At 62.6% G+C, this 24,208-nt stretch carries 23 protein-coding genes; 15 read left to right on the forward strand and 8 right to left on the reverse strand.

Annotated features, from left to right (window positions below):
• Positions 1–140, reverse strand: a 140-nt coding sequence (locus LJE93_16420; protein MCG6950498.1) for a TetR/AcrR family transcriptional regulator, incomplete at its 3' end; no start/stop codon positions are given.
• 163 nt (positions 141–303) lie between these two features.
• On the opposite strand from LJE93_16420, the gene LJE93_16425 reads away from it, so the two are divergent.
• Positions 304–762, forward strand: a complete 459-nt coding sequence (locus LJE93_16425; protein MCG6950499.1) for a periplasmic heavy metal sensor — start codon at positions 304–306, stop codon at positions 760–762.
• 145 nt (positions 763–907) lie between these two features.
• Here LJE93_16425 and LJE93_16430 read toward each other — a convergent pair whose 3' ends face one another.
• Positions 908–1,657 carry an SDR family oxidoreductase gene (locus LJE93_16430; GenBank protein ID MCG6950500.1) on the reverse strand — a complete coding sequence of 250 codons (750 nt, stop codon included), beginning with the start codon at positions 1,655–1,657 and terminating at the stop codon, positions 908–910.
• A 137-nt stretch (positions 1,658–1,794) separates the two neighbouring features.
• Between LJE93_16430 and LJE93_16435 the strand changes: the two genes are divergently transcribed.
• From LJE93_16435 to LJE93_16455, 5 genes are read left to right on the forward strand one after another with little or no spacing between them, the layout of a single operon-like run.
• Positions 1,795–3,477: a cryptochrome/photolyase family protein gene (locus tag LJE93_16435; GenBank protein ID MCG6950501.1), complete on the forward strand. Its 1,683-nt coding sequence runs from the start codon at positions 1,795–1,797 to the stop codon at positions 3,475–3,477.
• Complete coding sequence (locus tag LJE93_16440; GenBank protein MCG6950502.1) at positions 3,470–3,772, forward strand: AF1514 family protein; 303 nt, start codon at positions 3,470–3,472, stop codon at positions 3,770–3,772. Before LJE93_16435 ends, LJE93_16440 begins: the two co-directional genes overlap by 8 nt.
• A 36-nt stretch (positions 3,773–3,808) precedes the next feature.
• Positions 3,809–4,474, forward strand: a complete 666-nt coding sequence (locus tag LJE93_16445; protein ID MCG6950503.1) for an ABC transporter ATP-binding protein — start codon at positions 3,809–3,811, stop codon at positions 4,472–4,474.
• An 18-nt stretch (positions 4,475–4,492) separates the two neighbouring features.
• Positions 4,493–7,033, forward strand: a complete 2,541-nt coding sequence (locus tag LJE93_16450) for an ABC transporter permease (protein MCG6950504.1) — start codon at positions 4,493–4,495, stop codon at positions 7,031–7,033.
• Positions 7,034–8,137 (forward strand): carotenoid 1,2-hydratase, encoded by a 1,104-nt coding sequence (locus tag LJE93_16455; GenBank protein MCG6950505.1) that lies wholly within the window; start codon positions 7,034–7,036, stop codon positions 8,135–8,137.
• Positions 8,138–8,160: 23 nt separating this feature from the next.
• Here the strand turns inward: LJE93_16455 and LJE93_16460 are convergent, their stop codons facing one another.
• Positions 8,161–9,156, reverse strand: coding sequence for a DUF523 and DUF1722 domain-containing protein (locus LJE93_16460; protein MCG6950506.1), 996 nt, complete (start codon positions 9,154–9,156; stop codon positions 8,161–8,163).
• Positions 9,157–9,224: 68 nt separating this feature from the next.
• Here LJE93_16460 and LJE93_16465 point away from each other — a divergent pair, with 68 nt between their 5' ends.
• Positions 9,225–10,499 (forward strand): aminotransferase class V-fold PLP-dependent enzyme, encoded by a 1,275-nt coding sequence (locus tag LJE93_16465; GenBank protein ID MCG6950507.1) that lies wholly within the window; start codon positions 9,225–9,227, stop codon positions 10,497–10,499.
• 229 nt (positions 10,500–10,728) lie between these two features.
• Here the strand turns inward: LJE93_16465 and LJE93_16470 are convergent, their stop codons facing one another.
• Both LJE93_16470 and LJE93_16475 read right to left on the reverse strand, forming a co-directional pair.
• The gene (locus LJE93_16470) at positions 10,729–11,784 is read right to left on the reverse strand and encodes an FAD-dependent oxidoreductase (protein ID MCG6950508.1); all 1,056 of its coding nucleotides are present in this window, start codon (positions 11,782–11,784) and stop codon (positions 10,729–10,731) included.
• Positions 11,785–11,907: 123 nt separating this feature from the next.
• Complete coding sequence (locus LJE93_16475) at positions 11,908–12,432, reverse strand: fasciclin domain-containing protein (protein ID MCG6950509.1); 525 nt, start codon at positions 12,430–12,432, stop codon at positions 11,908–11,910.
• A gap of 207 nt (positions 12,433–12,639) precedes the next feature.
• Here LJE93_16475 and LJE93_16480 point away from each other — a divergent pair, with 207 nt between their 5' ends.
• From LJE93_16480 to LJE93_16515, 8 genes are all read left to right on the forward strand, one after another.
• Positions 12,640–13,275: a glutathione peroxidase gene (locus tag LJE93_16480; GenBank protein ID MCG6950510.1), complete on the forward strand. Its 636-nt coding sequence runs from the start codon at positions 12,640–12,642 to the stop codon at positions 13,273–13,275.
• Between the two features lie 62 nt (positions 13,276–13,337).
• Positions 13,338–13,799, forward strand: coding sequence for a pyridoxamine 5'-phosphate oxidase family protein (locus LJE93_16485; protein MCG6950511.1), 462 nt, complete (start codon positions 13,338–13,340; stop codon positions 13,797–13,799).
• Positions 13,799–16,012: a hypothetical protein gene (locus LJE93_16490; GenBank protein MCG6950512.1), complete on the forward strand. Its 2,214-nt coding sequence runs from the start codon at positions 13,799–13,801 to the stop codon at positions 16,010–16,012. The genes LJE93_16485 and LJE93_16490 overlap by 1 nt, the downstream gene beginning before the upstream one ends.
• 40 nt (positions 16,013–16,052) lie before the next feature.
• The gene (locus LJE93_16495) at positions 16,053–16,424 is read left to right on the forward strand and encodes a thioredoxin family protein (protein ID MCG6950513.1); all 372 of its coding nucleotides are present in this window, start codon (positions 16,053–16,055) and stop codon (positions 16,422–16,424) included.
• A gap of 56 nt (positions 16,425–16,480) precedes the next feature.
• The gene (locus LJE93_16500; protein MCG6950514.1) at positions 16,481–16,663 is read left to right on the forward strand and encodes a hypothetical protein; all 183 of its coding nucleotides are present in this window, start codon (positions 16,481–16,483) and stop codon (positions 16,661–16,663) included.
• 89 nt (positions 16,664–16,752) lie between these two features.
• Positions 16,753–17,361, forward strand: coding sequence for a peroxiredoxin (locus tag LJE93_16505; protein ID MCG6950515.1), 609 nt, complete (start codon positions 16,753–16,755; stop codon positions 17,359–17,361).
• A gap of 152 nt (positions 17,362–17,513) precedes the next feature.
• Positions 17,514–17,927, forward strand: a complete 414-nt coding sequence (locus tag LJE93_16510) for an archease (GenBank protein MCG6950516.1) — start codon at positions 17,514–17,516, stop codon at positions 17,925–17,927.
• Between the two features lie 89 nt (positions 17,928–18,016).
• Entirely contained in the window at positions 18,017–19,396 is a 1,380-nt protein-coding gene (locus LJE93_16515) for an RtcB family protein (protein ID MCG6950517.1), read from the forward strand.
• Between the two features lie 35 nt (positions 19,397–19,431).
• Here the strand turns inward: LJE93_16515 and LJE93_16520 are convergent, their stop codons facing one another.
• The 3 genes from LJE93_16520 to LJE93_16530 are packed head-to-tail and all read right to left on the reverse strand — an operon-like array spanning position 19,432 to position 24,026.
• Positions 19,432–21,114, reverse strand: coding sequence for a protein kinase (locus tag LJE93_16520; GenBank protein ID MCG6950518.1), 1,683 nt, complete (start codon positions 21,112–21,114; stop codon positions 19,432–19,434).
• Positions 21,111–22,760, reverse strand: coding sequence for a phosphate/phosphite/phosphonate ABC transporter substrate-binding protein (locus tag LJE93_16525; GenBank protein MCG6950519.1), 1,650 nt, complete (start codon positions 22,758–22,760; stop codon positions 21,111–21,113). Before LJE93_16525 ends, LJE93_16520 begins: the two co-directional genes overlap by 4 nt.
• Before the next feature lie 45 nt (positions 22,761–22,805).
• Positions 22,806–24,026 (reverse strand): hypothetical protein, encoded by a 1,221-nt coding sequence (locus LJE93_16530; GenBank protein ID MCG6950520.1) that lies wholly within the window; start codon positions 24,024–24,026, stop codon positions 22,806–22,808.
• Between the last annotated feature and the right edge of the window lie 182 nt (positions 24,027–24,208).

A 24,208-nucleotide genomic window follows, 5' to 3' on the forward strand; every position in this document is an offset into this window, starting at 1 on the left:
AAGTGGTAGAAACTGCCGCTCGTGGCGTTCGCGCCCTGGATGATCTGATTGACGCCGGTCTGGGCATAGCCCTGGCGCCGAAAGAGCTCCGCCGCGGCAGAAATCAGGCGTTCGCGAGTTGTGGTCTTGCGTGGTGCCACGGGTGTCCCAACCGAAGATCACTCAAATAACTAGAACGTTCTATCTAGTACAACGATAGGTTCTCGAAATCAGGCTGTCAACCCATCGCCGCTTTACCCGTCAGAACGCCGAGACGCGGAGGTAACGCACTTCACAGCTGGACTCGGAAGAAAGGAGCCAAGGATGAAGAAGTTGTTGATTGCCATGTTCGTTCTGGTCATCGCCAGCCCGGTGCTGGCACAAGATGCCGAGATGGGGCCGCCGCCGGTTGTCGAGGCGTCGCACAACGCGGTGGTCGCCTTCCTCAGTTTGACCCCGGAGCAGGTCGAAACCTGGAATGAGATCTACTGGAGTCACCGTGGTGCCGAAGCGCCGCTCAAGGAGGCCATCCGCGATGTCCAGGAGGATATCGACGCACTCTTCGAGGCAGGAGCCCCAGATCCAGGCGCTGTTGGCGCGCTGTTCATCGAACGGCGGGCACTCACCGGGGAACTGGTCGAAGTCCACGTGGTGTATCACGAAGACTTCGTTGCGATGCTCGATGACATTCAGCTCCGCAGGCTGCGCCTGGTCGCGCGTGCCGACGACGTGCAGAAGTTCATCCCGGCCTTCAAGCTCTTCGAGCTCATCCCGAGACGCTGAGCGCAGAGTCTCTCTCCCTCCTGAGAGCAGAAAGGCGGGGCCACGGCGCCGCCTTTTTCGTCTGCGGTTCAGTGCCGCAAAAAAAGTGCCTCATCCGAGCGAAAGAATGTCGGGCACGAGGAAGGAGACATGCACGGGCAGGGGTTCAGGCCGAGGCTTTGCCGCGGGCTGTCGACAGGCCGCCATCGATGCCGATCACCTGACCGGTGACCCAGCCGGAAGTGTCCGAAAGCAACCAGGCGATGACTGTCGCGACCTCTTCCGGTTTGCCAATTCGGCCGAGCGGATGCATCGCGGTCGACGCCTTCAACATCATTTTGTTGCCGGTGATTGCGGCCGACATCGGCGTGTCAACCAGTCCGGGGGCAACCGCGTTGACCCGGATACCCTTGCCGGCATAGGTGGCGGCGGCCGACCGCGTGAGCCCAACCACACCTGCTTTGGCGGCGGCAATCGCCTCGTGGCTCGGCAATCCCACCAGGGCAGCAGACGAGGCCATCAGGACAATCGAACCGCCGCTTCGCCCCATCACCTTGGCGCCGGCACGGACCGTTGCGAAGGCCGTGTCGAGGTTGGCTGCGATCGTCTGCCGCCATTCGTCGTCTTTGGTCTGGTGCGCGGCCTTGAGCAGAATCGAACCGACGCAGTTGACGATGCCGTCGACACCATCGTGAGCATCCGAGACCGAGCGCACGAATTGCTCCACCTCGGCAGTCCGTGTGGCATCGAGCACTTCGGTGGGAGCCCCGCCAAGCTCGTTCGCCATCTGCTCGAGTCGGTCAGAGCGACGAGCGGCCAGAGCCACCGTCGCGCCGTCGGAAGCGAGCTTTCGTGCAACCGCGGAACCGATGCCTCCGGTGCCGCCGAGGATCACATACACTGGCTGTCGTTCCATTTCGGACTCCTTCATTGCGTCCCGCAAAAGGTTTTCTGGAGGGGTCGAATGTGTAAGCGCTGCGGCGGAGCTGAGAATTCCAGCGACTGGACACGATCTGAAGGGACTGGCGTGGAGACTGCTGAGCCGAGGAAGTCATGAGCCATTTCACCGACGAGCTCGATCGCCACCAGCCAGACCCGGGTGGTCGGCGGTGGCTGTTCGTCGCCTATGATCAGCTGACCGACAGTATTGGCCCGTTGTCTGAAGAAGACCCGCTAGAGCTTGGCATTGTCCTGGTCGAGAACCCGTGGAAGGCTGCCCGCCGGCCTTACCACCGCCAAAAGCTCGCGCTGGTGCTGGCCAACCTGCGCCACTTCGCCATCGAGCAGGCGGCTCGGGGTGTCGCCGTACGGCACGCAGTGGCGCGCGGCCCGTATCGCTCTGCCCTGGAGCCGCTGATAGCCGAGCTCGGCCCCCTCCGATTCATGCGGCCGGCCGAATACGAGCTTCGGTTCGACCTCGCACCACTCATCGAGGCGGGCGGACTGATCGAGTTCGCTCACGAAGGATGGTTGACAACCAGCGAGGATTTTTCAGCGAGCCAGATAAAGGGGCCGCCGTGGCGTATGGACGCCTTTTATCGTCACGTCCGCAGGCGGAGCGGAGTGCTGATGGAAGGTGGAAAGCCGACTGGCGGCAAGTTCAGCTTCGATGCCGAAAACCGAAAAGCCTGGCCGGGAGAGCCGCCGCCGCCCAAGCCGCCTGTTTTCGAGCCCGACGGAATCACCATCGAAGTTGCCGAGCTCATCGAACAGCACTTCGCAGCCCACCCGGGCGAGGTTGATCTCGGTCACTTGCCCGCCTCGCGGGACGACGCGGAAACGCTTTGGCGTTGGGCACTTCGCGACTGCATTCCGCTGTTCGGACCATACGAGGACGCGATGTCCCGGTCGAGTTCGGGGCTCTTTCACACCAGGATCTCGGGTCTCCTCAATCTCCAACGTCTGCAGCCATCGCGGGTGGTTGGCGAGGTCGAGACCCTCGACATTCCTCTCGCGAGCAAAGAGGGTTTCATTCGGCAGGTCCTCGGATGGCGCGAGTTCATGCGTCACGTGCACGAGGCAACGCGAGGGTTTCGCGAGCAGTCGGGGGTCGATCCGAAGGCTGCCGAAAGACCGGGTGACGCCGGCTGGTCGCGGTGGTCGGGTTCGACCTGGCCGATTAATTCTGACGACTACGGATTCGATGGTGGCGCCTGTCCGTCCGCGCTCGGCGCTGGCCGACCGCTGCCGGTGTGTTACTGGCCGGGTCAACCCAGCGGTCTCGAATGTCTCGACCGGGTGGTTGAGGACGTGTGGCGCGAGTCCTGGAGCCATCACATTACCCGACTCATGGTGCTGTCAAACATCGCCAGCCTGCTCGACGTGACGCCGCGAGAACTTGCCGATTGGTTCTGGGTTGCCTTCCACGATGCCTTCGATTGGGTGGTGGAACCGAATGTACTGGCGATGGGCACCTACGCTGTCGGTCCCCTGATGACGACCAAGCCCTACGTGTCCGGCGCCGCCTACATTAACCGAATGAGCGACTACTGCTCGGCTTGCGCGTTCAATCCGAAGAAGAACTGTCCTATCACGAATCTTTACTGGGCGTACCTCGACCGCCACCGTCGGGCATTTACGGACAACCCGCGCATGCGTCTGGTTCTCAACTCGCTGGCCAGCCGCGACGACTCGCGGCTGCGGAACGACCGCGACGTTTTCGAATGGGTGAGCTCGGTACTCGGCGAGGGTGGGACGTTACGGCCGGAGCAACGACCGGAGGCTGAGGATGCGTGATCCGCTCCACACCGAACACATCGTGGCGCCGCCTGGCGGACTCGACTTCGCGGCCGCCAAGGCGCTGGCCGACGCGGCGGCGGCAAAGAGGCTGAACGGGCCGATCTGTCTTTCGTGGTACGACCGGGCCAACGACCGTGAATCGCCGGCCCACGCCAGCGAGTGCCACGGCGATTGCGAGATGCCGGGGTATGTCGAGTACGCCGCCACCCGAGGTGCGGAACTCAAAATCTTGATCAATGACGGCGCTTACGTCTTCTGCTACCGGCCGCTCGGTGAATTCGACGACGGCTGACGGAAGAGTTGTGCCAGGAACGAGGTTCGACGAAGCATGGATAAGATTGTCAAGCTCGAGCACGTGAGCCGCAGCTTCCACCGCGGCGATGAGGTAGTGCTGGCACTGGCCGATCTTTCGCTCTCCCTGGCAGAGGGTGAGATGGTGGCGCTGGTCGGGCCCTCGGGCTGCGGCAAATCGACCGCGCTCAATATCGTCGCCGCGGTCGATCGGCCTGACGGCGGCACGGTCCGGGTGTGTGGGATCGATGTGGCCGCCGCTAACGAAGAAGATCTCGTCACCTTGAGGCGCCGCCGCATCGGCATGGTCTTCCAGGCCTTTCACCTCGTGCCGCACCTGACGGTGGAGGAGAACATCGCCCTGCCGCTCGCCCTCGACCACCGGCGCGATCCGGCGCGGGTCTCCGAGCTGATCGAGCGGGTCGGGCTCGGTCATCGGCGCCGGCACTATCCCTCGGAGCTGTCGGGCGGCGAGCAGCAGCGCACCGCGGTTTCCCGCGCGCTGGTCCATCGGCCACGGGTGCTGGTCGCCGACGAGCCGACCGGCAACCTCGACAGCCGGACCGGGTCCGACGTGGTTGCCCTGCTTGATGAGCTGCGTCGCGACGAGCAGGCCGCGCTGCTGCTGGCGACTCACGACGCCAAGGTCGCGGCAGTCGCCGATACCGTTCTCGAGCTGGCCGACGGCCGGGTCGTCGGCTGAGGCGGGAGATCGCGGCAGATGATCCTTCGTGCCCTCTTCTTGCGCCCGATCCTGCGTCGCCCTTGGCGCGTCGTCGTCACCGTGATCGGGGTTGCGGCCGGGGTCGCCGCGGTGGTGTCGACGGTTGCTGCCAGCCGAGCCGCGATCGCCTCCTTCTCCGAGGGGGTAGAGGAGGTGGCGGGCGCTGCGCGGCTCGAGGTGACGCAGCCCGGCGGGCTGCCCGAGCAGGTGTTTGGCGCGCTGCGGCCGTTGGCCGGCAACGCGCTCATCGTGCCAGTGGTCGAGGAGAGTGTGCTGCTGGTCGAGTTGGAGGACGGCGTGCGACTGCTCGGCATCGATGTGCTGATCGACGCCCAGGTCCGCCCTGTGTTCGGCGCTGACGACCGGCCTCCAGATCTCGAAACGACGCTGCTCGGCTCCGGTGCGCTGATTTCACGACCCCTCGCCGCACGCCTCGGGGTGGCGCAAGGAGATCAATTGACCGTCTCGGCTGACGGCAGACCGCGATCGGTCGAGATCGTGGCGTTGTTCGAGGCCGAAGATCTGTCGGCGGTGTGGGAACGGGTGGTGGTGATGGACGTCGCCGCGGCCCAGGAGCTGCTCGGTCTCATCGGCCGGCTCGATCGTATCGAGCTGGTGCCGCGAAAAGGTGTTGACATCGACCGTCTGCGCGAACGTGCGCTGCGGCTCGTGCCCGCCGGCGCCACCGTCGAGGAGCCCTCCCAACGTCGTCGTTTCGCCGACCAGATGCTCGCCTCGTTGCGTTTCAATCTGGTCGCACTGTCGGCGATCTCACTTCTGGTCGGCGGCGTTCTGGTCGCGACCACCCTTGCCACCTCGGTGGTCCAGCGCCGTTACGTGGTCGCGCTGCTGCGTTCACTTGGAGCGTCGCGTCGCCAGGTCGCGGCGGCGATCCTTGCCGAGGCGCTGGCGATCGGAGCGCTGGGCGGTGTGCTCGGAGTTGCGGCCGGCTTCGGCGGTGCCCGACTCGCGCTGGCCAGCGTCCGCTTCACCGTCGCTTCGGTGGTGCGCGGCATCCCCGCCTCCGACATCCGCTTCGATCCACAGCTGGCGCTGCTCGGCATTCTGGTCGCCCTGGTCACCGCGTTGGCCGCAGCCGTGCTGCCGCTGCTCGAGGTGACAGCGATTCCGCCGCTGCAGGGTCTGCGTCCGGTCGCGCCGCGACGGCTGGCCGCCAGAGCCCGACTCACTGCCGCGGCGATACTGAGCCTGATCCTGGTCGCGGCCGCGATCCTGACGCGGGCGCCCGCGCTGTGGGATCTGCCGATGGCCGCGCTGCTGGCCGCGCTGCTGGTGATGGTCGCCGTGCTGGTTGGTTCGGGCGTTCTGCTCGACTCGCTCGCGCGCCTCGGCCATCTGCCATTCGCGCGACTGCGTGCGGTGGCGCTGCAGCTCGCGGCAGCGGCGCTGTCGGCCGGTCGACGGCGGGCGGCATGGGCGGCCGGCTCGGTCGGGGTGGCGGTGGCGCTGGCGGTCGCGATCGCGACCATGGTGAGCTCGTTCCGCAGCACGGTCGAGAGCTGGACCGAGTCCGGTCTGCGGGCGGACGTCTGGGTGCGGCCGCTGGCGGCCGCGACCGGCGTCTGGGTGGGTCGTCTCGATCCCGAGATCGTGACCATTGCCGAGGAGCTCTTCGGCCCGGAAACGGTCGATCCCTTCTACTCGCAGACCATCTCCTATCGCGGCCGGCCTGTGAGCTTTGCCGGCGCCGCCTTCGACGTTGTCCAGCACTTCGGTAGCGTGCCGTTTCCAGGGCGCGATTCGGGCGCGGTCTTCGCCGAAGCGCTGCGGCGTGGCGGCGCGGTGATCAACGAGCCCTTCGCCACCCGATTCGGCATTGCCGAGGGTGAACGTTTGCGGCTCGATCTCCCTGGCGGCGTGCTCGAACCGGAGGTGGTCGGCATTTTTCGCGACTACTCGCGCTCGCACGGCCTGGTGGTGGTGGACCGACAGGACTTCCTGCGCTTCTTTCCTGACCGCGGCCCCGATGACATGGCGTTGTTCCTGCCGCCGGAGATCGATGCGGCGGTGGCCCGTCAGCGCATGCTCGACGCCGTGCGAGGAAAATTCTTAATCGACGCACTTCTCAACCGCCAGCTCAAGGGGGCAGTGCTCGACGCCTTCGAACGAACCTTTGCGATCACCACCGCGATGTACCTGGTGGCGGCAGTGGTCGCGGTGGTGTCGGTTGCGGCGGTGCTCTTCACCCTGGTCGGCGAACGTCGGCGTGAGCTGGCGACAGTACGAGCGGTCGGTGGATCACGCCTGCAGCTAATGTCGATGGTAGTGGCAGAGGCGGGCCTTCTCGGGGTGGCGGCGGCCACCGCCGGCACGTTGGCCGGCCTGGTGGTCGGGGTGATTCTGGTCAAGGTGGTCAACTTGCAGTCCTTCGGCTGGTCCCTGGAGCTGGTCCTGCCGTGGGCCTCGTTGGCCGAACTGGCGCTGTGGGTGGTCTCGGCCTGCTTGATCGCTGGACTGCCGCCGGCTTTCATCGCAGCCAAGCTGCAGCCGGCGATGGTGCTGCGAGAGGAGGGGTGAATGGTCCGCGCGGCCAGCAAGCTGCTGCTGGCGGTGACCGCTCTGGCGGTGACCTCGACGGTGATCGCTGAGGAGCCGCAGTGGCGGCAGGTGAGCGGCCCACCAGAGCTTTCCTTTCCCCGCGATCACGGTGCCCACTTCGAGTACCGCACCGAATGGTGGTACGTGACCGGGCTGGTGGCCGATGCGCAGCAGCGGCGCTACGGCTTTCAGATCACCTTCTTCCGCCAGGGCATCGAGCCCGGCGACCCGAGGCCCGACGAGTCGAGCCTGCGGGCGCGCCAGATCGTCGCCGCCCACCTCGCCATCGCCGACATCTCGGCGCAGCAATTCCACCACGCCGAGCGGCTGCGTCGTATCGCCGGCGGTCTCGCCGGTGCGTCGCAGACCCATCTCGAGGTGTGGCTCGAGGATTGGCGGATGGTGCGTGCAGACGACGGGTTGATCACCATGACGGCGCACGATCCCGAGCAGGGCATCGGCCTCGATCTCGAGCTGCGCCCGCAGCGCGGGCTGGTGCGCCACGGCGACCGTGGCTACTCGCGCAAGGGTGATGCGACTGGAAATGCCTCGATCTATCTGAGCTGGACCAGGCTCCAAGTGGCCGGCGAAATCGAGGTTGAAGGCGCTCTACGGAAAGTGCAAGGCGCGGCATGGTTCGATCACGAATGGGGCACCTCCCAGCTCGGTGCTGGGGTGGTCGGCTGGGACTGGTTCAGCCTCCGGCTCGATGACGGACGCGATCTGATGCTCTATCGTCTGCGGCGCTCGGATGGAGGGGTCGACCCGCGCTCGTCGGGCACCGTGGTCGGCGCCGACGGCGTGGTCTCGATCCTCGTACCTAAGGATGTCGACATTGATGTTCTCAAACGATGGACGAGCCCCGCCACTGGTGCCCGCTATCCGATTCGGTGGCGGCTCCGGATCCCGGCCCACGATGTCGATTTGGACGTGCGTGCCCTGCTGGCCGACGCTGAGCTCGACGGCTCCGTCACAACCGGCGTCATCTACTGGGAGGGTCCGGTCGAGGCTGCGGGCACGCAGAATGGCGAAGGATACGTCGAGATGACGGGATACGCCGGCACGCTCGAGGGTCTGTTTTGAGGGCATGATCCCAGGCCAGATGGTTAGACGCGATTCCTCAGCATCAGCTCGCGTGGGTGCGGTTCGAGGTAGAGCTGGCCCTGCATGTACACGATACCGTGTTTGGTGATGTGGTGGCGTAGCAGTGTGATCGGCACGATCAGCGGCACGAGCTCGTTGCGATAGTCCTCGATCAGCGCCACCGCCTCCTGCTTTTCGAAGGGGTCGAGGACCTTTTTCAGATAACCCAGCACGTGGTAGAGCACGTTGGTGTGGCGCTTCCGTGTCGCCCGATTCTTGAGCACCGTGTGGAATTCATCCTCGTAGGCCTGAAAAAGCTCGGCATCCGGAATGGTGCCGGCGGAAGCGACGATCTTCCCCAGCCGACGATAGCCGGCCTCGTTGTGCGCCCGGAGCAGCAGCTTGTGCGCGGTGTGAAACTCGATCAGGCTGCGACGGCTCAGCCCGCGCCTGACCAGCATTCGCCAGCGGTGACGGCAGAAGACGTGTTCGATAAATCTCACCCGCAGCATCGCGTCGTTGAGGCGTCCCTCCTCCTCGACCGGCAGGTGGGGCCATTTCTCCATCAAGATGCGGGCGAAGACCCCGGCACCAGTCTTCAGCGGCATGCCGGCCTCGGTGTAGACCTTGACCCGCTCCATGCCACAGCTCGGGGAGGCGCGCTTGAGGATGTAGCCGTCGAGGTCCTTGGCCATCAACTCGTCGACCTTTTGATACGAGTAGGTCTCCATCCTTTCGGTCAGGTCTTCACCCGATTTCGGTTCCACGAGACGTGGGTTGTCGCCCCCCTCGACCAAACGGATGGTTGGCCGCGGCACGCCGAGGCCTATATCGAGCTCGGGACACACCGCCACCCACTGAAACCACTCGCCGAGAACGTCGGTGAGGTAGCGATCGCGTTTATGACCGCCATCGAAGCGGACCTTGGCACCGAGGAGGCAAGACGAAATGCCGAGCCGGATCGGCTCGTCGTCGTGCCAGGGGCGCCACGAGGGTTCGGGTAAGTTGGCTTCATGCATGACGCCATCATCGCATGGTCAGTTCAACAGCGAACGCTCGGGTAGCATGTGGCACGAGGAGGCACGCCATGGGTGGACAGACGCGCAGGAGCTTTGCGACACGTGCGGCCGCAACCCTCAGCGGTGCTGCATTGCTGACAGCGGCTGGTCTCGAAACGACTTTGGCCGAGACGAAAGACCTGTTGACCTCGTCTTCAGCGGGGGATATCGGTACCGATTATTGGCGTCTGGTGCGACGTCAGTTCCGGCTTGATCCGGGGCTCGTCTATCTCAACAACGCCTCCCTTGGGCCGTCGCCGGCGTTGGTCGCGGACGCGACAGAGACCTTTCGTCGTACGCTCGACGGTTTTCCGTCACGGTATATGTGGGGAGGCTGGTCAGACGAAAAAGAGACGGTCCGAGAGAAGGCGGCTGGGTTGCTTGGCGCCTCACCCGAGGAGATCGCCCTCATCCACAACACCACCGAGGGCATGAACCTCGTAGCCTCGAGCCTCGACCTCGAACCCGGAGACGAAATCATTCTCGCCGATCACGAGCACCCTTCCGGCACCATTCCATGGCAGTACTGGCAGGAACCGCAGGGCGTCAAGCTGGTGCGGCCAACGTTGCCAATTCTCCCCGATGATCCGGAAGAGATCGTTGAGGTATACCGCCGTTCGATCACGCCGCGCACCCGTGTGATTTCGATGTGCCACGTGGTCAACACCAACGGCATGATCCTACCGGTCAAAAGGGTGTCGGCGATGGCGCGGAGGCATGGCATCCTGGTCGCCGTGGACGGAGCCCAGGCACCGGGTATGATTAACGTTGACCTCCACGACCTCGGCTGTGACTTCTATGCCGCTTCGGCCCACAAGTGGCTCTTTTCGCCGAAGGGGGTTGGTGTGTTCTTCGCGCGTAAGGCGAAGCAGCAGCTGCTCAAGCCGTTGATCGTCGCTCGTGGCTGGGAGGATGAATCGATCCGCCGCCTCGAGAACTACAACACCCGCAACCTGCCCGAGGTGCTCGGCCTCGGGGTCGCATTCGATTTCCAAAATCTCGTCGGGCCTGACCGGAGCCAAGCACAGATCCTCGCGCTCAAGAAGTTCTTCCGAAGGGCAATCAGGGATGATCCTGCTTTCAATATCAAGACGCCGTCGCTAGACGAGCTCTCGGCCGGTATCACCACCGTCGAGGTCGTCAACCGTGAAGTTGTCGAGGTCGCGAAGCTGCTTGCCGAACGCCACCGCATCGACTGCCGGCCGATGATGAGCCATGGACTCAATGGCCTTCGCATTTCTCTGTCGATCTTCAACAGTGAAGACGAGATCGATTTTCTGGTGAAAGCGCTACGCAGGATTTGATTGACGACCTGGCCGGTGTTCGCGAGGGCCACAGCCGATCGATCCGCGGTCTCCTCGGAGTAGTCGATGGCCTCTTGGCAGGCTTCAGAATTTCACGAAGATCACATGCTCTGCCTCGGTCCGTGTGTTTCCCGAGCTTCTGACACCTGGCGCGACCGGATGGGATCGAAACGATGAGACGGAACACCCGAGCCACTGTGACCGGTCGCGCGACGCGCAGAATTCCGTCTCAGTCCGCGCCTTTAAGTTTTCCGCTGAGGCGCTGTCGAGGGCGCAAACCGAACTTTGCGACCAGGCGTGCCGCCGCGTGCCCGGAAAGAAAAGCCCCTTCGACCCGCGGGCCACCGCACCAATCTCCGCACGCGACGACCCGGAGCTCGGGGTGTGCAAGGCACGCGTGCGCGAGCGGCTCGGTTGGCAGAGCGAATCTCCAGCGATGAGCAGCCAGATGGACGGGCAAGTCGACCGGCTGTTTGAGAGCGCGGTTGAATGACTCGAGGAGCAGATCAGCGGCATGTTTTCGCTCAATCTCGAGGTGGCGCTGCGACCACTCCGGTGAGGCGTGCAGGATCCAGCTTTCACCACTGGGCCGGCCCGGCTTGGATGCGTTGCGGGCGACCCAGCTGAGGGGAGAACCGACGACAAACGCGCCGTCAAATGCGACCTTGAGTGGTCGAGCGAATCCGACCATGGCCGCCCAGCACGGTGCCATTTCCGCTGCGTTGGCCTGGGTCGCGATCTCGGGAGCACCGTGCTCGAGCAGGCGAGCCGACTGTGGTGCTGGCGCTGAAACCACGACCGTGTCGAAGAGGCCGATGTCCGCTCCACTGCGGTCAGTAAGACACCAGCCAGCTGCACTCTTTTCGAGGCCTGCGACCTCGGTCCCGTAGGTGATGTCGAGTCCAGCCGCCAGGTGACGGCAGACCGCATTCATCCCGGGCACGCCGACGTATCTCTCGGTACTGTCGCCTTTGACTTCGATCGAACCGTGGTCGAGCACGGCGATCCTCGCGGCCCACCTTTCAACCAGACCGAGGTGCCGCCACGAGTCGACCCGCTGTGAAAATTGCGGGTCTCGAGCCGTGAAGTACTGGGCGCCGTGGTCGAACCGCCACTCGTCAGCGCGACGGGTGGACATGCGGCCTCCAGGTCCGCGGGCCTTCTCGATGACCTGCACATTGATGCCGGCCTCGGCGAGGCGTCGGGCACAGACGAGCCCCGAGAGACCTGCGCCAATGATCGCGACCCGGTCGGCGGCACTTCGGATATCAGAACCTCCTGGCATTCGATCTCCGCCTCGCGCGATGGTAAATAAAGCTGTGCGTGATGTCACTCACGGACAGCTTTCATATTGGAAAACAAAGGCCCGCACGAGGCGGGCCTGGGTTCCGAAATTCACTCTGCGTGGTTAGCTGGATGGGATGATTACGGTGTCGATGACGTGGATGACGCCGTTCGAAGCCATGACGTCGGTCTTGATCACGTTCGCATTGTCGACCATCACCGAACCGTTGTTCACCGTGATCTCGATATCGGATCCCTGCGCGGAGGTTGCATTGGAAAGCTCGATCACCTCAGAGGCGGTGACCTTGCCTGGGACAACGTGGTATAGCAGGATTTCCCTCAGCTTGTTGGGATTGGCGAGGAGATTCTCGATCGTTCCTTCCGGGAGCTTCGCGAAGGCATCATCGGTTGGTGCGAAGACGGTGAACGGTCCGTCGGATTGCAGCGTGTCGACCAGGCTCGCGGCCTGTACCGCGGCCACCAACGTGCTGAAACTGCCGGCTGAAGAGGCCACCGCCACGATGTCGGACGATGCCACCTTCGCCGCGTGGCTATGGTCCTCGCCGACCCCGCACGATCCGCAGTGAGCGGCAGCGGGAAGTGCCATCAATGAAACGGCTACACAGCCGAGAAGAGTTTTTTTGATCATCATGAACTCCTTTCAGTCGATCAGTTGGTCGGAGAACCTGACGCCAGGGCATGGGTATTCCAATCGCGCCGTGAAGAGATCGCCTTGCCAGCAGAGGCGAATCCCGAGAATGAGCAACCTCGCGATCTTCATCATAGAGCTTCTGCCAGCGACCTGGAATGAGCGCCCTGGGTTCCTCGTTGACACGGACGGTGACGGGGAGGAAGAATGAAAAAACAGATTGCGGCATGTTTCATGGCCGGCTGCGTTTTGCTCGCATCGATTGGTTGTGGCGAGGGGCAGGACCAGCCAAGCGCCGGCCCTGAACCGCGGCAACCCCTGACCCGATCGACCGGGTCCTCGGGTGGGATCATCGATCACACCGTCGAGTCGTTGACGGGTGAAACGGTCGATCTCGGGTCCTTCCGCGGCCGCCCGATGCTGATCGTCAACACCGCCTCGAAGTGCGGCTACACGCCCCAGTATGCGGGCCTACAGGAGCTTTGGGAGCGCTACGATGAGGGCAATCTGGTCGTAATTGGATTCCCAAGCAACGATTTTGCCAATCAGGAACCTGGCACGGCTGAGGAAATCGGCAACTTCTGCCGCCTCAACTACGGCGTGACCTTTCTCATGATGGCAAAGGTGCACACCAAGGGCCCGAACCAGGCGTTGGTGTATAAAACGCTGACGACCGAAAGTGGAGATGAATTCCAAGGAGAGATTCGCTGGAACTTCACCAAGTTCTTGATCGACCAGGACGGTCGTGTCGTGGCGCGATTCGAGCCCGATGCGGATCCGCTCGATGAACGGGTGATTTCGGCGATCGATTCATTGTTGGGCGATCGGAACCAGCAGGGCTGAGTCGGAACTCACTCGATTCGCACAATTCATGCCTATTTCGTCCCTATAATGCTGGGCGAAGGGTGACCAGGAGCATGAGCGAAGATCGGAGTCACATGGAGATCCTGCGCGAGATGCTGGAGAACCAGCTGCTCGGGGTCCTCGGCACGCATCATGACGGAGAGCCCTACACCAGCCTGGTCGGATTCGCGGCCACCGGCGACCTCAAACATCTGCTGTTCGCGACCGGTCGCGCAACCCGCAAGCACGCGAATCTCGCTGCCGATTCGCGAGCGTCGATATTGATCGACACCCGCACCAACCAACCGGCCGATTTCACCGAGGCTGCAGCCGCGACCGCAGTCGGCGTTGTCGAAGAGGTCACGGAATCCGAGCTGGTCGAGTTCGATCGCGTATTCCTGGCCAAGCTGCCCCACCTCGAGGGTTTCGTCGCCTCACCGAGCTGCGTGCGGCTGCGCCTCCGCGTGACAACCTACATGGTGGTGACGCATTTTCAGCACGTGATCGAGCTTCACATCGACTGATGGATCTGATCGTAGGCCTCGAGAAAATCAACGCCTCTGATGGTGAGCGGGTTGGTGGCAAAGCGGTCGTGCTTGCCGCCCTGCAACGAAGTGGTCATCCGATCCCGATAACGTGGTGCCTGACAACCGAAGCGTACGATCTGTTCGTCGAACGGGCGTCTCTGCGGGCGGTCGTCCACCAGGAGCTCGGACGCAAGAGCTTTTCCGACATGCGATGGGAAGAGATCTGGGACGTCGCGCTGCGCATCCGCAATCGTTTCTCGAGAGCGTCGGTGCCGGACGAAATTCTTGCGGCGGTCAACACACGCCTGACCGACAAGCTCCGGGATACCGCCCTCGCAGTGCGATCGTCGGCGCCCGGCGAGGATTCCGCGAACGCTTCGTTTGCCGGTTTGCACGAAAGCTTTGTCGGGATACGTGGCGTCGACGCGACGGTCGAGGCGATACGAGGAGTGTGGGCTTCCCTGTGGAGCGATCGAGCTCTGCTCTATCGCCGCGAGCTCGGGATGGATGTCGACACGAGTTCGATGGCGGTGGTCATCCAGGAGCTCGTCGAGGGAACCGTCTCCGGGATTGCGTTCGGCATCCACCCCACTGAACCGGAGCTGGCGGTGGTGGAATCGGTTTACGGCCTCAACCAGGGCCTGGTGGATGGCTCGATCGAACCGGATCGATGGATCCTCGACCGGGCGTCGGGCAAAGCGACCTCGCACACAGCGCCGGAATCGCGGCGACGCCTTGTGGCCCGCGGTGCGCAAACCGAGATCGAGCAGGTACCGCCGGAGCTGGCTGCCTCGCCTCCGCTCGACCCAAAGAACCTGTCGCAGGTGTTCGACGCGACCCTCACCCTGGAATCGCTTTTCGGTGCACCACAGGACGTCGAGTGGACCATAGCTAACGGGCGGCTGGTCCTGCTGCAATCTCGGCCAGTGACGACGTCGCAAGCCGCTGAGGGGGACAATCGTGCCTGGTACCTCAGCCTGACCCGGAGCCTCGAGAACCTCCGCGGGCTCCGCCATCGCGTCGAGTACGAGCTTTTGCCGGCAATGGATAAGGAGGCGGAAGAGCTCGCAATGGGCGATCTCGGCCAGCTCGATGCCGGCAAACTGGCCGATGAGATCGAAAACCGGAAGGTGATCCACGACCGGTGGGTCGATGTCTACTGGCGGGAGTTCATTCCGCTCGCACACGGTATACGAATGTTTGGGCAGTTCTACAACGATGTTGTGCGGCCGAGTGATCCCTACGAGTTCATGGAGCTGCTTGCCGCAACACCGATGCTCAGCATTCGGCGAAACGCCGAGCTCGCCCGGCTGGCTTCGGCAGTGCGTGACGATGCGCAGATGCGCTCACGGCTCGAACGCGGCGAGCCGGTCAGTGAAGAATTCGAGCGCGATCTCGAGGAGTTTCAGCGCGAGTACGGTGGCACGGTCTTCGCTGACCGGCCGTGCTTCGGGGATCGCGCGCGTGTTGCGCATCTCATTCTGGCGATGGCGAACACTACAGCAGCGGAACCGGCTTCTGTTGTCGATATCGAACACCGTACCGAGGCATTCATCAACCGTGTTAAAGGCGATCAAAAGGAGCTGGCACGCGAGCTGCTGGATATCGCCCGGGTCAGCTATCAGCTTCGCGATGACGACAACATTCATCTTGCCCGACTTGAAGGCCTGCTTCTGGCTGCGGTCGAAGAAGGCCGCCGCCGGGTTGGCGACCGACAGGACAAGGTTGCCGAGGCGATTGACGTGGAGGGTGTGGTGCGTGCGCTTCGCCATCCCAATCGTGTCGTCGAGCCGGTATCTGCGTACAAGGCGCAGACTGTGGAGCCGGGTTTTCGCGCTCGACCCCGCCAATTGGTCGGCCAGCCGGCGGGTCCCGGTGTGGCAACCGCTACCGCACGGGTCATCGACGATGTCGACGATCTCTTCGAGTTTCAGGCTGGAGAGGTGTTGGTGTGTGATGCGGTCGATCCAAACATGACCTTTGTCGTACCGATGGCAAGCGCAGTCGTCGAGCGCCGGGGCGGCATGTTGATCCACGGCGCGATCATCGCCCGCGAGTACGGTCTGCCGTGCGTTACCGGAGTCCCCGACATCACCGTAATGGTCGCCACCGGTGACCGATTGACGGTCGACGGTTACCTGGGCATCGTCACGGTCGCTGCGCCGAATGAGCCGTACCCTACGATTGGATCTTCTCGGAATAACTCGTGATTTCGATCAGTTGTCCGGTCGATCTTCGCAGGGAGGTTGAATGCTGGTTGAGCTCGTCGAGTCGAATTTTGATGCTTGCGTGATGTCCGAGGGCATCGCGCTCATCGATTGCTGGGCGCCTTGGTGCGCGGCGTGCAAGGATTACGCTCCGACCTTCGAGGCTGCGTCCGAGCGGCACGCATCGCACACGTTTGCGAAGTTGAACACGCACGACCAGAGTGATCTCGCGAAGAAATTGAAGGTGAGCCATATACCGACGACAGTTCTTTTTCGAGATGGTTTGCTGCTGCTGCGGCAGCCGGGCTACTTGAACGCAGACGAGATCGATCAGGCCATCTCGACAGCGGAAGGTCTCGACATGGCGCAAGTCAGGGCCGACATGGAGAAGCGAACAAAGGGTGAGTCAACCTGAGATGGTTTAGAATATTCGAGGGAATATCAACCCAACAAAACAAAGAGGAGGACACCATGACCGAAATCCACGAAGCAGACGTCGAGTTCAAGAAGAGCCTGGGTGTGAAGTGGGTGCGAGGCGCTTCGGGGCGCACCTATCTGTGCCCCGTGGATGCGTACAACCGGCTCGACAATCCGACCGAAGACCAACTCAAGATGATTTGCGTCGACGAGTCGGACAATCCGCAGAATGACTGACGGCTGAGGGTTCCCCTCGGGAATCTGACGACGGAGAACCGTGTGGTGCCGCCGTGCCGTTGGTGCGGCGGCGTCGCCATTTGGAGGAGATGAGCATGTCGTTCCTGGTCACCAAGCAGGCGCCGGATTTCACCGCGACTGCGGTCCTTGCCGACAACAGCTTCGACGAAGATTTCAGGCTGTCATCGCTCCGCGGCACCTATGTGATTCTGTTTTTCTATCCGCTGGATTTCACCTTCGTGTGTCCGACCGAGATCCTGGCCTTCGACGAGGCACTCGAGGATTTTCACAGCCGCGACGCGGAGGTCGTCGGGGTTTCGGTCGATTCCCACTTCACCCATGCGGCGTGGAAGCGCACCTCGGTCGACAACGGTGGCATCGGCCCGATTCGCTTTCCACTGGTGGCGGACCTGAGCAAGGACATTGCCCGCAGCTATGGTGTGCTTCTCGACGACGAGGTCGCGCTGCGAGGTCTCTTTCTGATCGATCGAGAGGGAATCGTTCGCCACGCTTTGGTCAACGATCTGCCGCTCGGCAGAAACGTCGACGAGGCCTTGCGACTGCTCGACGCATTGCGATTCCACGAGCTTCGGGGTGACGTATGCCCCGCCAACTGGAACGATGGCGACGAGGGCATCGAGGAGTCGCAAGACGGGATCGTCGACTACCTTTCGAAGTACGCCGCCGAGGGAGAGTGACTCCATACCGGGTGCGCGGTCTCGGAAGCCGTTTTCCCCGCGCAGACGGTGCGCTCGATCACGGTCAAGCAAGCTTCAATGAGCGGCGCGATAAGTGTTTGATTTCAATCGATTTTTCTGAAGATCTTAGGATGAGCTGCTACCCTTGAGCGGTGAATTCTCCCGAGCGAGGCCATCGTGAGGTCGAGCACACCGCCGACTGGGAGCTTGAGGTGTGGGCTCCGGACATGCCTGCGCTGATCGAGGAAGCTGCACGCGGCATGTACGGTTTGATGGGTTTGGTGGTTTCTGAGGACGATCGGTGTCATCGGCAGCTCGAAATCTCATGTGACGACTGGGAGCAGCTCCTGGTGTCGTTTCTCGAGGAGCTGCTCTTCATCGCCGAGTCTGAAGATCTCGCGTTCGACGGTTTCCTGTTCGCTCTGGTGGAAGAAAACCTGTTGGCACGGCTCGAGGGCGGGTCTATCGTCTCGCGGGAAAGGGAGATCAAGGCGGTGACGTTCCACAATCTCGAAATCCTGGAAATCGAGCGAAACCTGAAGACTCGCATTATCTTCGATGTTTAGGAAGATGGCCCGAAGGCATGGTCGAGCTGCGTGATCTCAAGCGAACCGGTCCCTACGAGTGGGTGATCCCTGCGTCGGTACGATCCGATATGCGGGTACCGGTGAGGCTTTTCGCGAGTCGCGAGCTGTGCGAAGCGATCGGAAGCGACGCATCGCTCGAGCAGGCGGTCAACGCGACGACCCTGCCCGGAGTGGTTGGTGAGGTCTTGGTGATGCCCGACGTTCACCAGGGTTACGGTTTTCCGATTGGCGGCGTGGCGGCCACGGAGCTGCCGAACGGGGTCATATCACCGGGCGCGATCGGCTACGACATCAACTGCGGGGTCCGGCTGCTCGCATCACGGGTGGAACGTGCCGAGGCCGAGGACGTGATGCATGATCTGGTTGCTGCCCTCGACGCCGCATGTCCGAGCGGGGTCGGTAAAGGCGGGTTGCTGCGGCTCGACGAGCACGAGCTCGAAAGGGCGTGTCGCGAAGGCGGCGAATGGGCGCGCAGGGAGGGCTTCGGAACAGAAACGGATGTTGCGCGTACCGAGGAAGGTGGACGCCTCGATGGTGCTGATTTCAACAAGCTGAGTTCGCGCGCACGAGAACGTGGGCGTCCGCAGATGGGCACCCTCGGTGCCGGGAATCATTTCATCGAGGTCGAGGTCGTGGACGAGGTCTTCGACACCGAAGCGGCGCGGGTCATGGGCCTGTCGGAAGGCTGTCTGACGGTGATGATCCACTGCGGTTCGCGCGGGCTCGGTCACCAGGTCTGCACTGACTACGTCAAGCGCTTCCAGAAGGTGGTGCGGCTCTACGACATCCGGTTGCCGGACCGGGAGCTGGTGTGCGCACCTCTCGACTCGCCGGAGGGCAAGGCGTACGAGGGGGCGATGCGTGCGGCTGCAAATTATGCCTTCGCCAACCGCCAGGTCCTCGCAAACCTGGCCCGCGATGCCTTCGCCGAGGTCCTTCGCAGCCGGGTACGAAATGTCCACCTTTACCAGGTCTACGACATCGCCCACAACATGGGCAAAACCGAGGAGCACGTGATCGACGGTGTGCGACGCCGGGTTTGTGTCCACCGCAAGGGAGCGACCCGCGCGTTCGGGCCGGGATTCGAAGGACTTCCGCCGGAGTACCGCCGGATCGGTCAGCCGGTCCTTGTCCCGGGTTCGATGGGTACCGCTTCGTGGGTGCTGGTCGGCACGGCTCAGAGCATGGAGCGTTCCCTCGGATCCTGCTGTCACGGCGCTGGCCGCACGATGAGCCGGCGCAAGGCCAAACGATCGATCAACGGCGGGGAACTCCGGCGCGAGCTCGAGGAACGCGGCATCAGGGTACGGGCCGGTTCGTTGCCCGGACTCGCGGAGGAGGCGCCGCAGGCGTATAAGGACGTTGACGCGGTGGTCGAAGCAGTTGCCGGCGCAGGTATCGCCAAAAAGGTGGCGCGCCTCCGCCCGGTTGCTGTCGTCAAGGGTTGAGCCCAGCCGACACGGCGCGTGATTTCACTGGTGAATCAATGATGCACCAGCGCTGACCTGTTGACCAGGCGCGCGGTGCCAAATGCCAGAACACCCGCTGCCAGACCCGCCGCGATGTCGGTCAGCCAGTGGATACCCAAAACCGATGTCGAAAGGATGATGAGTGCGCCGAGCCAGAGAGCAACCCAGCGGAATCTAAGACGGTAGACAAAGGCCATAATGACTGTCACGGTCGTCAGGGAGACGTGGTAGCTCGGGAAGCAGTTGTCGAGCCCGGAAATGGGACGGAAAAACTCGATCAATCCCGGCGCCCAGAGATCCGACAAAAGAACGGCGCCGGATTCCGGGTAGGCCCATTTCTCCGGAACCGGAAAGAAGAGGAAGAAGGGCAGACTCACAAGGTAATCGGCGGTCACCGCGAGTGCGAAGATTCGGAACGGCTCCCGATCACGGATGCGTGCGAGCGCCCAACCAGTGATGATGATCAGAAAGAACATGACGAAAAAGTAGGCGATCGAGTACCCGTAAACCACGACCGGCGAAGCGGTATCGTAGGCCTCGGAAGTGCCCGATCCTTCGAACCAGTGAGCGGCTCGCGCGAGCTGGAATCCGAGCTCGCGGCCGACGCCGTGGCGGTCCCGCAAGGTCGTTTCGACCGACGTCTCGAGGAAGTTCACGAGAAATACCGTGCCAAACAACACAAGTGGCAGGCGGTGCCCGCGTGCCATCGACCACACGCGGTCAAAGTTGCGAGTCAGTTGCGAGGGCTGCCGAGAGACGGACTTCTCGAGGCTTTCGCCGGAGCTCACGGGTGAGGAAGGGAGTTCGAGGCGAGCGTTGCGCAGCTGCTCGTTCAGGGTCGAAACCCGCTGTGTCCGGTGGGAGGGGTCCTTTTCGAGGCAGCCCTCTATTGCGAGTTCGACCGACCGTGGGACCTCGCGGCGTTTTCGAGTGATTGGTTCTGTCGAGGCTCGAATAATGGCAGACATCACCGACGCGGTGGTCAAGCCCTGGAACGGGCGCTCTCCGGTCAGCATCTCGTACAGGATAATCCCGAGCGAAAAGATGTCGGAACGGTGATCGACACCACGCCCGGTGACGTGCTCGGGCGACATGTAGGGTACCGTTCCGAGCACTGCGCCTTCCTCGGTCAAGACAGGTGAAGGTTCGCGATCGAAGGTGTCCGAAGGGGTTCTTTCGGATATCACCTGATCGGTTTCATCTCTCAGCTTCGCGAGACCGAAATCGAGCACTTTGACGTGACCAGAAGTGGTCACCATCACGTTATCGGGCTTGAGGTCGCGGTGAGAGATACCGTTCTGATGGGCGACTGCAACCGCTTCGGTCAACTGCTCGGCAATATGGAAAAACTCGGGCAACGGGAGTCCGCCCGCAGAAACCAGCTTGCTCAGGGTGCGCCCTTCGACCAGTTCCATGACGATGAAATGCGTGCCTCGGTCACTTTCGACCCCGTGGATGGTGACGATATTGGGGTGATTTATCGCCGCGACCGCTCGCGCCTCTGTTTGGAACCGCAGGAGACGTTCCGGGTCGGCTACCGTGTCGGCAGGCAGGACTTTGAGGGCGACGCGGCGGCCGAGGCGCGTGTCTTCGGCGCTGTAGATCTCTCCCATGCCGCCACTCGCGAGGCGTTTGATCACTCTGTAATGTGCGAGCATGTCTCCGGCAACGGGGTGTGACCGATCTTCGGCCGTCACGTGAGGAGAGTCTCCTGATCGGCGAGGTCTTCTGCGGTTGATCGTCGAACCGCCATGACGGCCGCAATGGCAGCCAACGCCAGCAGCACGATCAGCGCGCCGGTAGCGATTCGAAACCACGTGTTGGGTGGCAAGATTCGGAGCTGGTAGACGCGGTACGAGATGTTCGACATCGGGTCGAGATCGGCGGGAACGTCTCCGGCGCGTCGAAAATCGTCCGCCTTGAGCTCATGGATGAACGGGTTCGATGTCCTCACCCCGACCTCGAAGATCGGCCCGGCGCGGAATCTGTTCCGATCAGGGTCGATCCAGGTGATACGTTGCACCGGCACCTTTTGGCCCGTGGGCATGGTGAGGGTCGTATCTCGTATCACGATCGGCTGGTTGCCGCTGTAGGGCCACACGTAGCGGATACGGTGGATTCGTCGCTGGACGATATCCACGATTCTCCCTGTCAGGTCGTCAACGTCGCGGAAGCTGATTGGAAAGACCTGATCTTCAATTCCCGTACCGGGGATCGAGCTCGTCAAACGTGCCGCTCCGTCGTGAATTTCGTCCAAAGTCCATACCGTGTCGATGTGTTCGTAGAAATCTCCGTCGAAGAGAACGAGCTCCGTTCCCGAGAGTCGCACCGCATGGCGGGCGGCTCTCGCCATAGCCGCGGTTCCGGATGATGACCCGCGCCCCTGTCGAACATCCACCGTCACCGGCGTTGTCTGCTCGCGAGCCAGCCATCTGAGATGGGCGAGGGCGGCTCGTGCGTCCGATGCATCAGTGATGTCGACCCAACGCGTGAAGTCGCCGACTGAGATTTCATCGTCGGACATCTCGCGAACCGCAGTGCGGATTTTCTCCTTGAGCTCGGCCGGCGCGGATCGCGAACACACCAGCAGGTCGTTTGGTATCGTCGAGGGCAGCTGCACGAACACCACCTCGCGACCGATCGGGTCGTTGTCAGAAAAACGTGCTTTTGTTCCGTCCCACACGGCTGCCAGGTCAGCATCGCCGGATGCCACCGCCCGTACGAGATCGCTGCTGCTGTTGCTCTCGGAGGGATCGAGCGCGATGGCCGCCAACGATTCGGTGGGCTCCGGCATGTGGAAGACCCGGTTGATGCGGAAGTGGAGCGACGGGAGAAAAAAGCTCGATGTCGAGAACAGGCTGTGGAATGTGAAGTGAATGAGATCGGGGGATTCGGATACGAAGGAGATCACATCGGCCGGGGTCGGATTGGCGGGGAGGTCGTCCCGTCGGGCGACGAAGTACGAGTGGTAGGTCGTTCGTGCGGTGGCCTGGCTGACGTAGGTTGCGAGGATCTCGAGCTCGGCGCCGAGCATTTCCGCAACCACCTGCACATACGGCGTGGTGCGCGCTACGACGACGCCGTCGGCGGTGTCCCAGCTCACGAGTCGCTCGATGACCTGCCGGTATTCCAGCTCCTCGGGCGCGAAGCTCATGGCGGCGCTTCGCTCGAGGTAGTTTCTCAGCCTGCGATCCGCTTCTCGCGTTTCTTGGTCCAGCGCCACGCCGACGAACGTCGTGCGATCAGCCGCGCAGAGCCGATCGGCACTGGACAGACAGATCAGTCCCACGATCAACGTCGCACCGACACGTGCCGCGGAACTCCCTCGCCTTATTTTGGTCACCTGTGTTGAGGATAACACCAGCGCAACCTCGACACTGCACACACCCTAAAGCGGCATGAGGAGCTCGAGATGCTCCTCTGGTACCAGCCATTCCGCGGGCACATCGCCGCCCAGCCCTTCGATGGCGTAGTCCAGGGTGTCGCGGATGTATCGTCCCCAGATCTTGAACGGGATGTGGTCGATCTGAACAGTCGGGGAGGTCGCAAGCCGGAGCATGTACTCGATAATCGACGAGGCGTTGCGGGCGATGCGACCGAACTCTTCGGCGAGATCTCGTTGCTCGAGAATTCTCTGCTCGTGAATGCTGAGCCCAAACTCGGACTCCACCAGGTCATCGAAAGTGGTGAGGATAAGCTCGATCCTGAAGGTACGGCGACAACTCTCGATGTATGCGTTGAAGCTGTCTTCCAGGCTCCCGATTTCAAGACCCCTGCCGGAAGCAAAGGACCAGTCGATGTGGGCCATGCTGGCCCGGATCACGTCGTTGGATGGGAGCTCGAGATCAACCAAGTAGTGAATTCCCTCGTAGCTTCCGTTGTGCACCTCGCGCTCCGAAGCGAAGGTGTACTCGAGTTTGTCGAGTGCCGCCTCAATCTTTTCGAGTTCTTGCGGGGTGCCGATGATCTTGACGCCGATGACATCGTCAACCCGATTTTTCTCCGGGTCGAGCGTGATCCGCCCCGATCGGATACGATCGGCGACCAGGCGTTCGGCCGCGCCACCGACCGCTGTCGGCGTGCTCGGTGGGGCGATCTCGCGGTCAACTCCGGTGATTTGATGACGGGGCCGGCTTCCGGCCAGGCCTCGAGCGACCGCCGCGATTTCACCGGTGAGCTGATCGGCAATCCGCCGCGAAACCTTGTCGGCAACTCTACGGATTCGCTTGCGACGAACGATGGCTGTCAGTTTGCCGTTGCGAAGCGTCACCAGGCTCATGCGAACCGGAGTTCGAGGAAAGAACTCCTCCGGCAGCTGTCGGTACCAATCGATGAGCTCGGCGACACGGGTGGAGGGGTGCGATGCGGCGGCGACGATGGCTGCACGGACGTCGTCCTTGTTGCTGATGCGTTCCATGTAGAGATCGCCGCGATGGCAGGTGCGGCATAGATCGGCCACGAAACGACGCACCGTGGGGGCGGTAATCGAACGCTCGAAGGTAAATATTTCGGTCAGAACGCGGCCATCTGACGGCTCGAGACGGTCAGCAAGCCATCTGGTGGCGACATCGAACAAACGGTCACGGTGCGTCAGTCCTGAGAGGTACACGTCAGATTTCGAGCGGCCAGAATTTTGTTCCCTGAACCGCACCCTCCATAGTAGCCGATAGCGCCGCGGCAAGGCTCGTGCACAACGGCGATGGGGTCATCATCGTTGAAATCTTTGACGCCAATCCGGCGCACCATTCCGTGTGGGGAGGTGCTAGGCTCGGAAGTGCAGAAACAGATGTG

The organism is Acidobacteriota bacterium (assembly GCA_022340665.1).
Classification (GTDB): Bacteria; Acidobacteriota; Thermoanaerobaculia; order Thermoanaerobaculales; family Sulfomarinibacteraceae; genus Sulfomarinibacter.

Bases quoted from the DNA above. Each gene is read 5' to 3' on its own strand.
- LJE93_16425 (MCG6950499.1), top strand. From the start codon at position 304: ATGAAGAAGTTGTTGATTGCCATGTTCGTTCTGGTCATCGCCAGCCCG.
- LJE93_16430 (MCG6950500.1), bottom strand. From the start codon at position 1,657: ATGGAACGACAGCCAGTGTATGTGATCCTCGGCGGCACCGGAGGCATC.
- LJE93_16435 (MCG6950501.1), top strand. From the start codon at position 1,795: ATGAGCCATTTCACCGACGAGCTCGATCGCCACCAGCCAGACCCGGGT.
- LJE93_16440 (MCG6950502.1), top strand. From the start codon at position 3,470: ATGCGTGATCCGCTCCACACCGAACACATCGTGGCGCCGCCTGGCGGA.
- LJE93_16445 (MCG6950503.1), top strand. From the start codon at position 3,809: ATGGATAAGATTGTCAAGCTCGAGCACGTGAGCCGCAGCTTCCACCGC.
- LJE93_16450 (MCG6950504.1), top strand. From the start codon at position 4,493: ATGATCCTTCGTGCCCTCTTCTTGCGCCCGATCCTGCGTCGCCCTTGG.
- LJE93_16455 (MCG6950505.1), top strand. From the start codon at position 7,034: ATGGTCCGCGCGGCCAGCAAGCTGCTGCTGGCGGTGACCGCTCTGGCG.
- LJE93_16460 (MCG6950506.1), bottom strand. From the start codon at position 9,156: ATGCATGAAGCCAACTTACCCGAACCCTCGTGGCGCCCCTGGCACGAC.
- LJE93_16465 (MCG6950507.1), top strand. From the start codon at position 9,225: ATGGGTGGACAGACGCGCAGGAGCTTTGCGACACGTGCGGCCGCAACC.
- LJE93_16470 (MCG6950508.1), bottom strand. From the start codon at position 11,784: ATGCCAGGAGGTTCTGATATCCGAAGTGCCGCCGACCGGGTCGCGATC.
- LJE93_16475 (MCG6950509.1), bottom strand. From the start codon at position 12,432: ATGATCAAAAAAACTCTTCTCGGCTGTGTAGCCGTTTCATTGATGGCA.
- LJE93_16480 (MCG6950510.1), top strand. From the start codon at position 12,640: ATGAAAAAACAGATTGCGGCATGTTTCATGGCCGGCTGCGTTTTGCTC.
- LJE93_16490 (MCG6950512.1), top strand. From the start codon at position 13,799: ATGGATCTGATCGTAGGCCTCGAGAAAATCAACGCCTCTGATGGTGAG.
- LJE93_16495 (MCG6950513.1), top strand. From the start codon at position 16,053: ATGCTGGTTGAGCTCGTCGAGTCGAATTTTGATGCTTGCGTGATGTCC.
- LJE93_16500 (MCG6950514.1), top strand. From the start codon at position 16,481: ATGACCGAAATCCACGAAGCAGACGTCGAGTTCAAGAAGAGCCTGGGT.
- LJE93_16505 (MCG6950515.1), top strand. From the start codon at position 16,753: ATGAGCATGTCGTTCCTGGTCACCAAGCAGGCGCCGGATTTCACCGCG.
- LJE93_16515 (MCG6950517.1), top strand. From the start codon at position 18,017: ATGCGGGTACCGGTGAGGCTTTTCGCGAGTCGCGAGCTGTGCGAAGCG.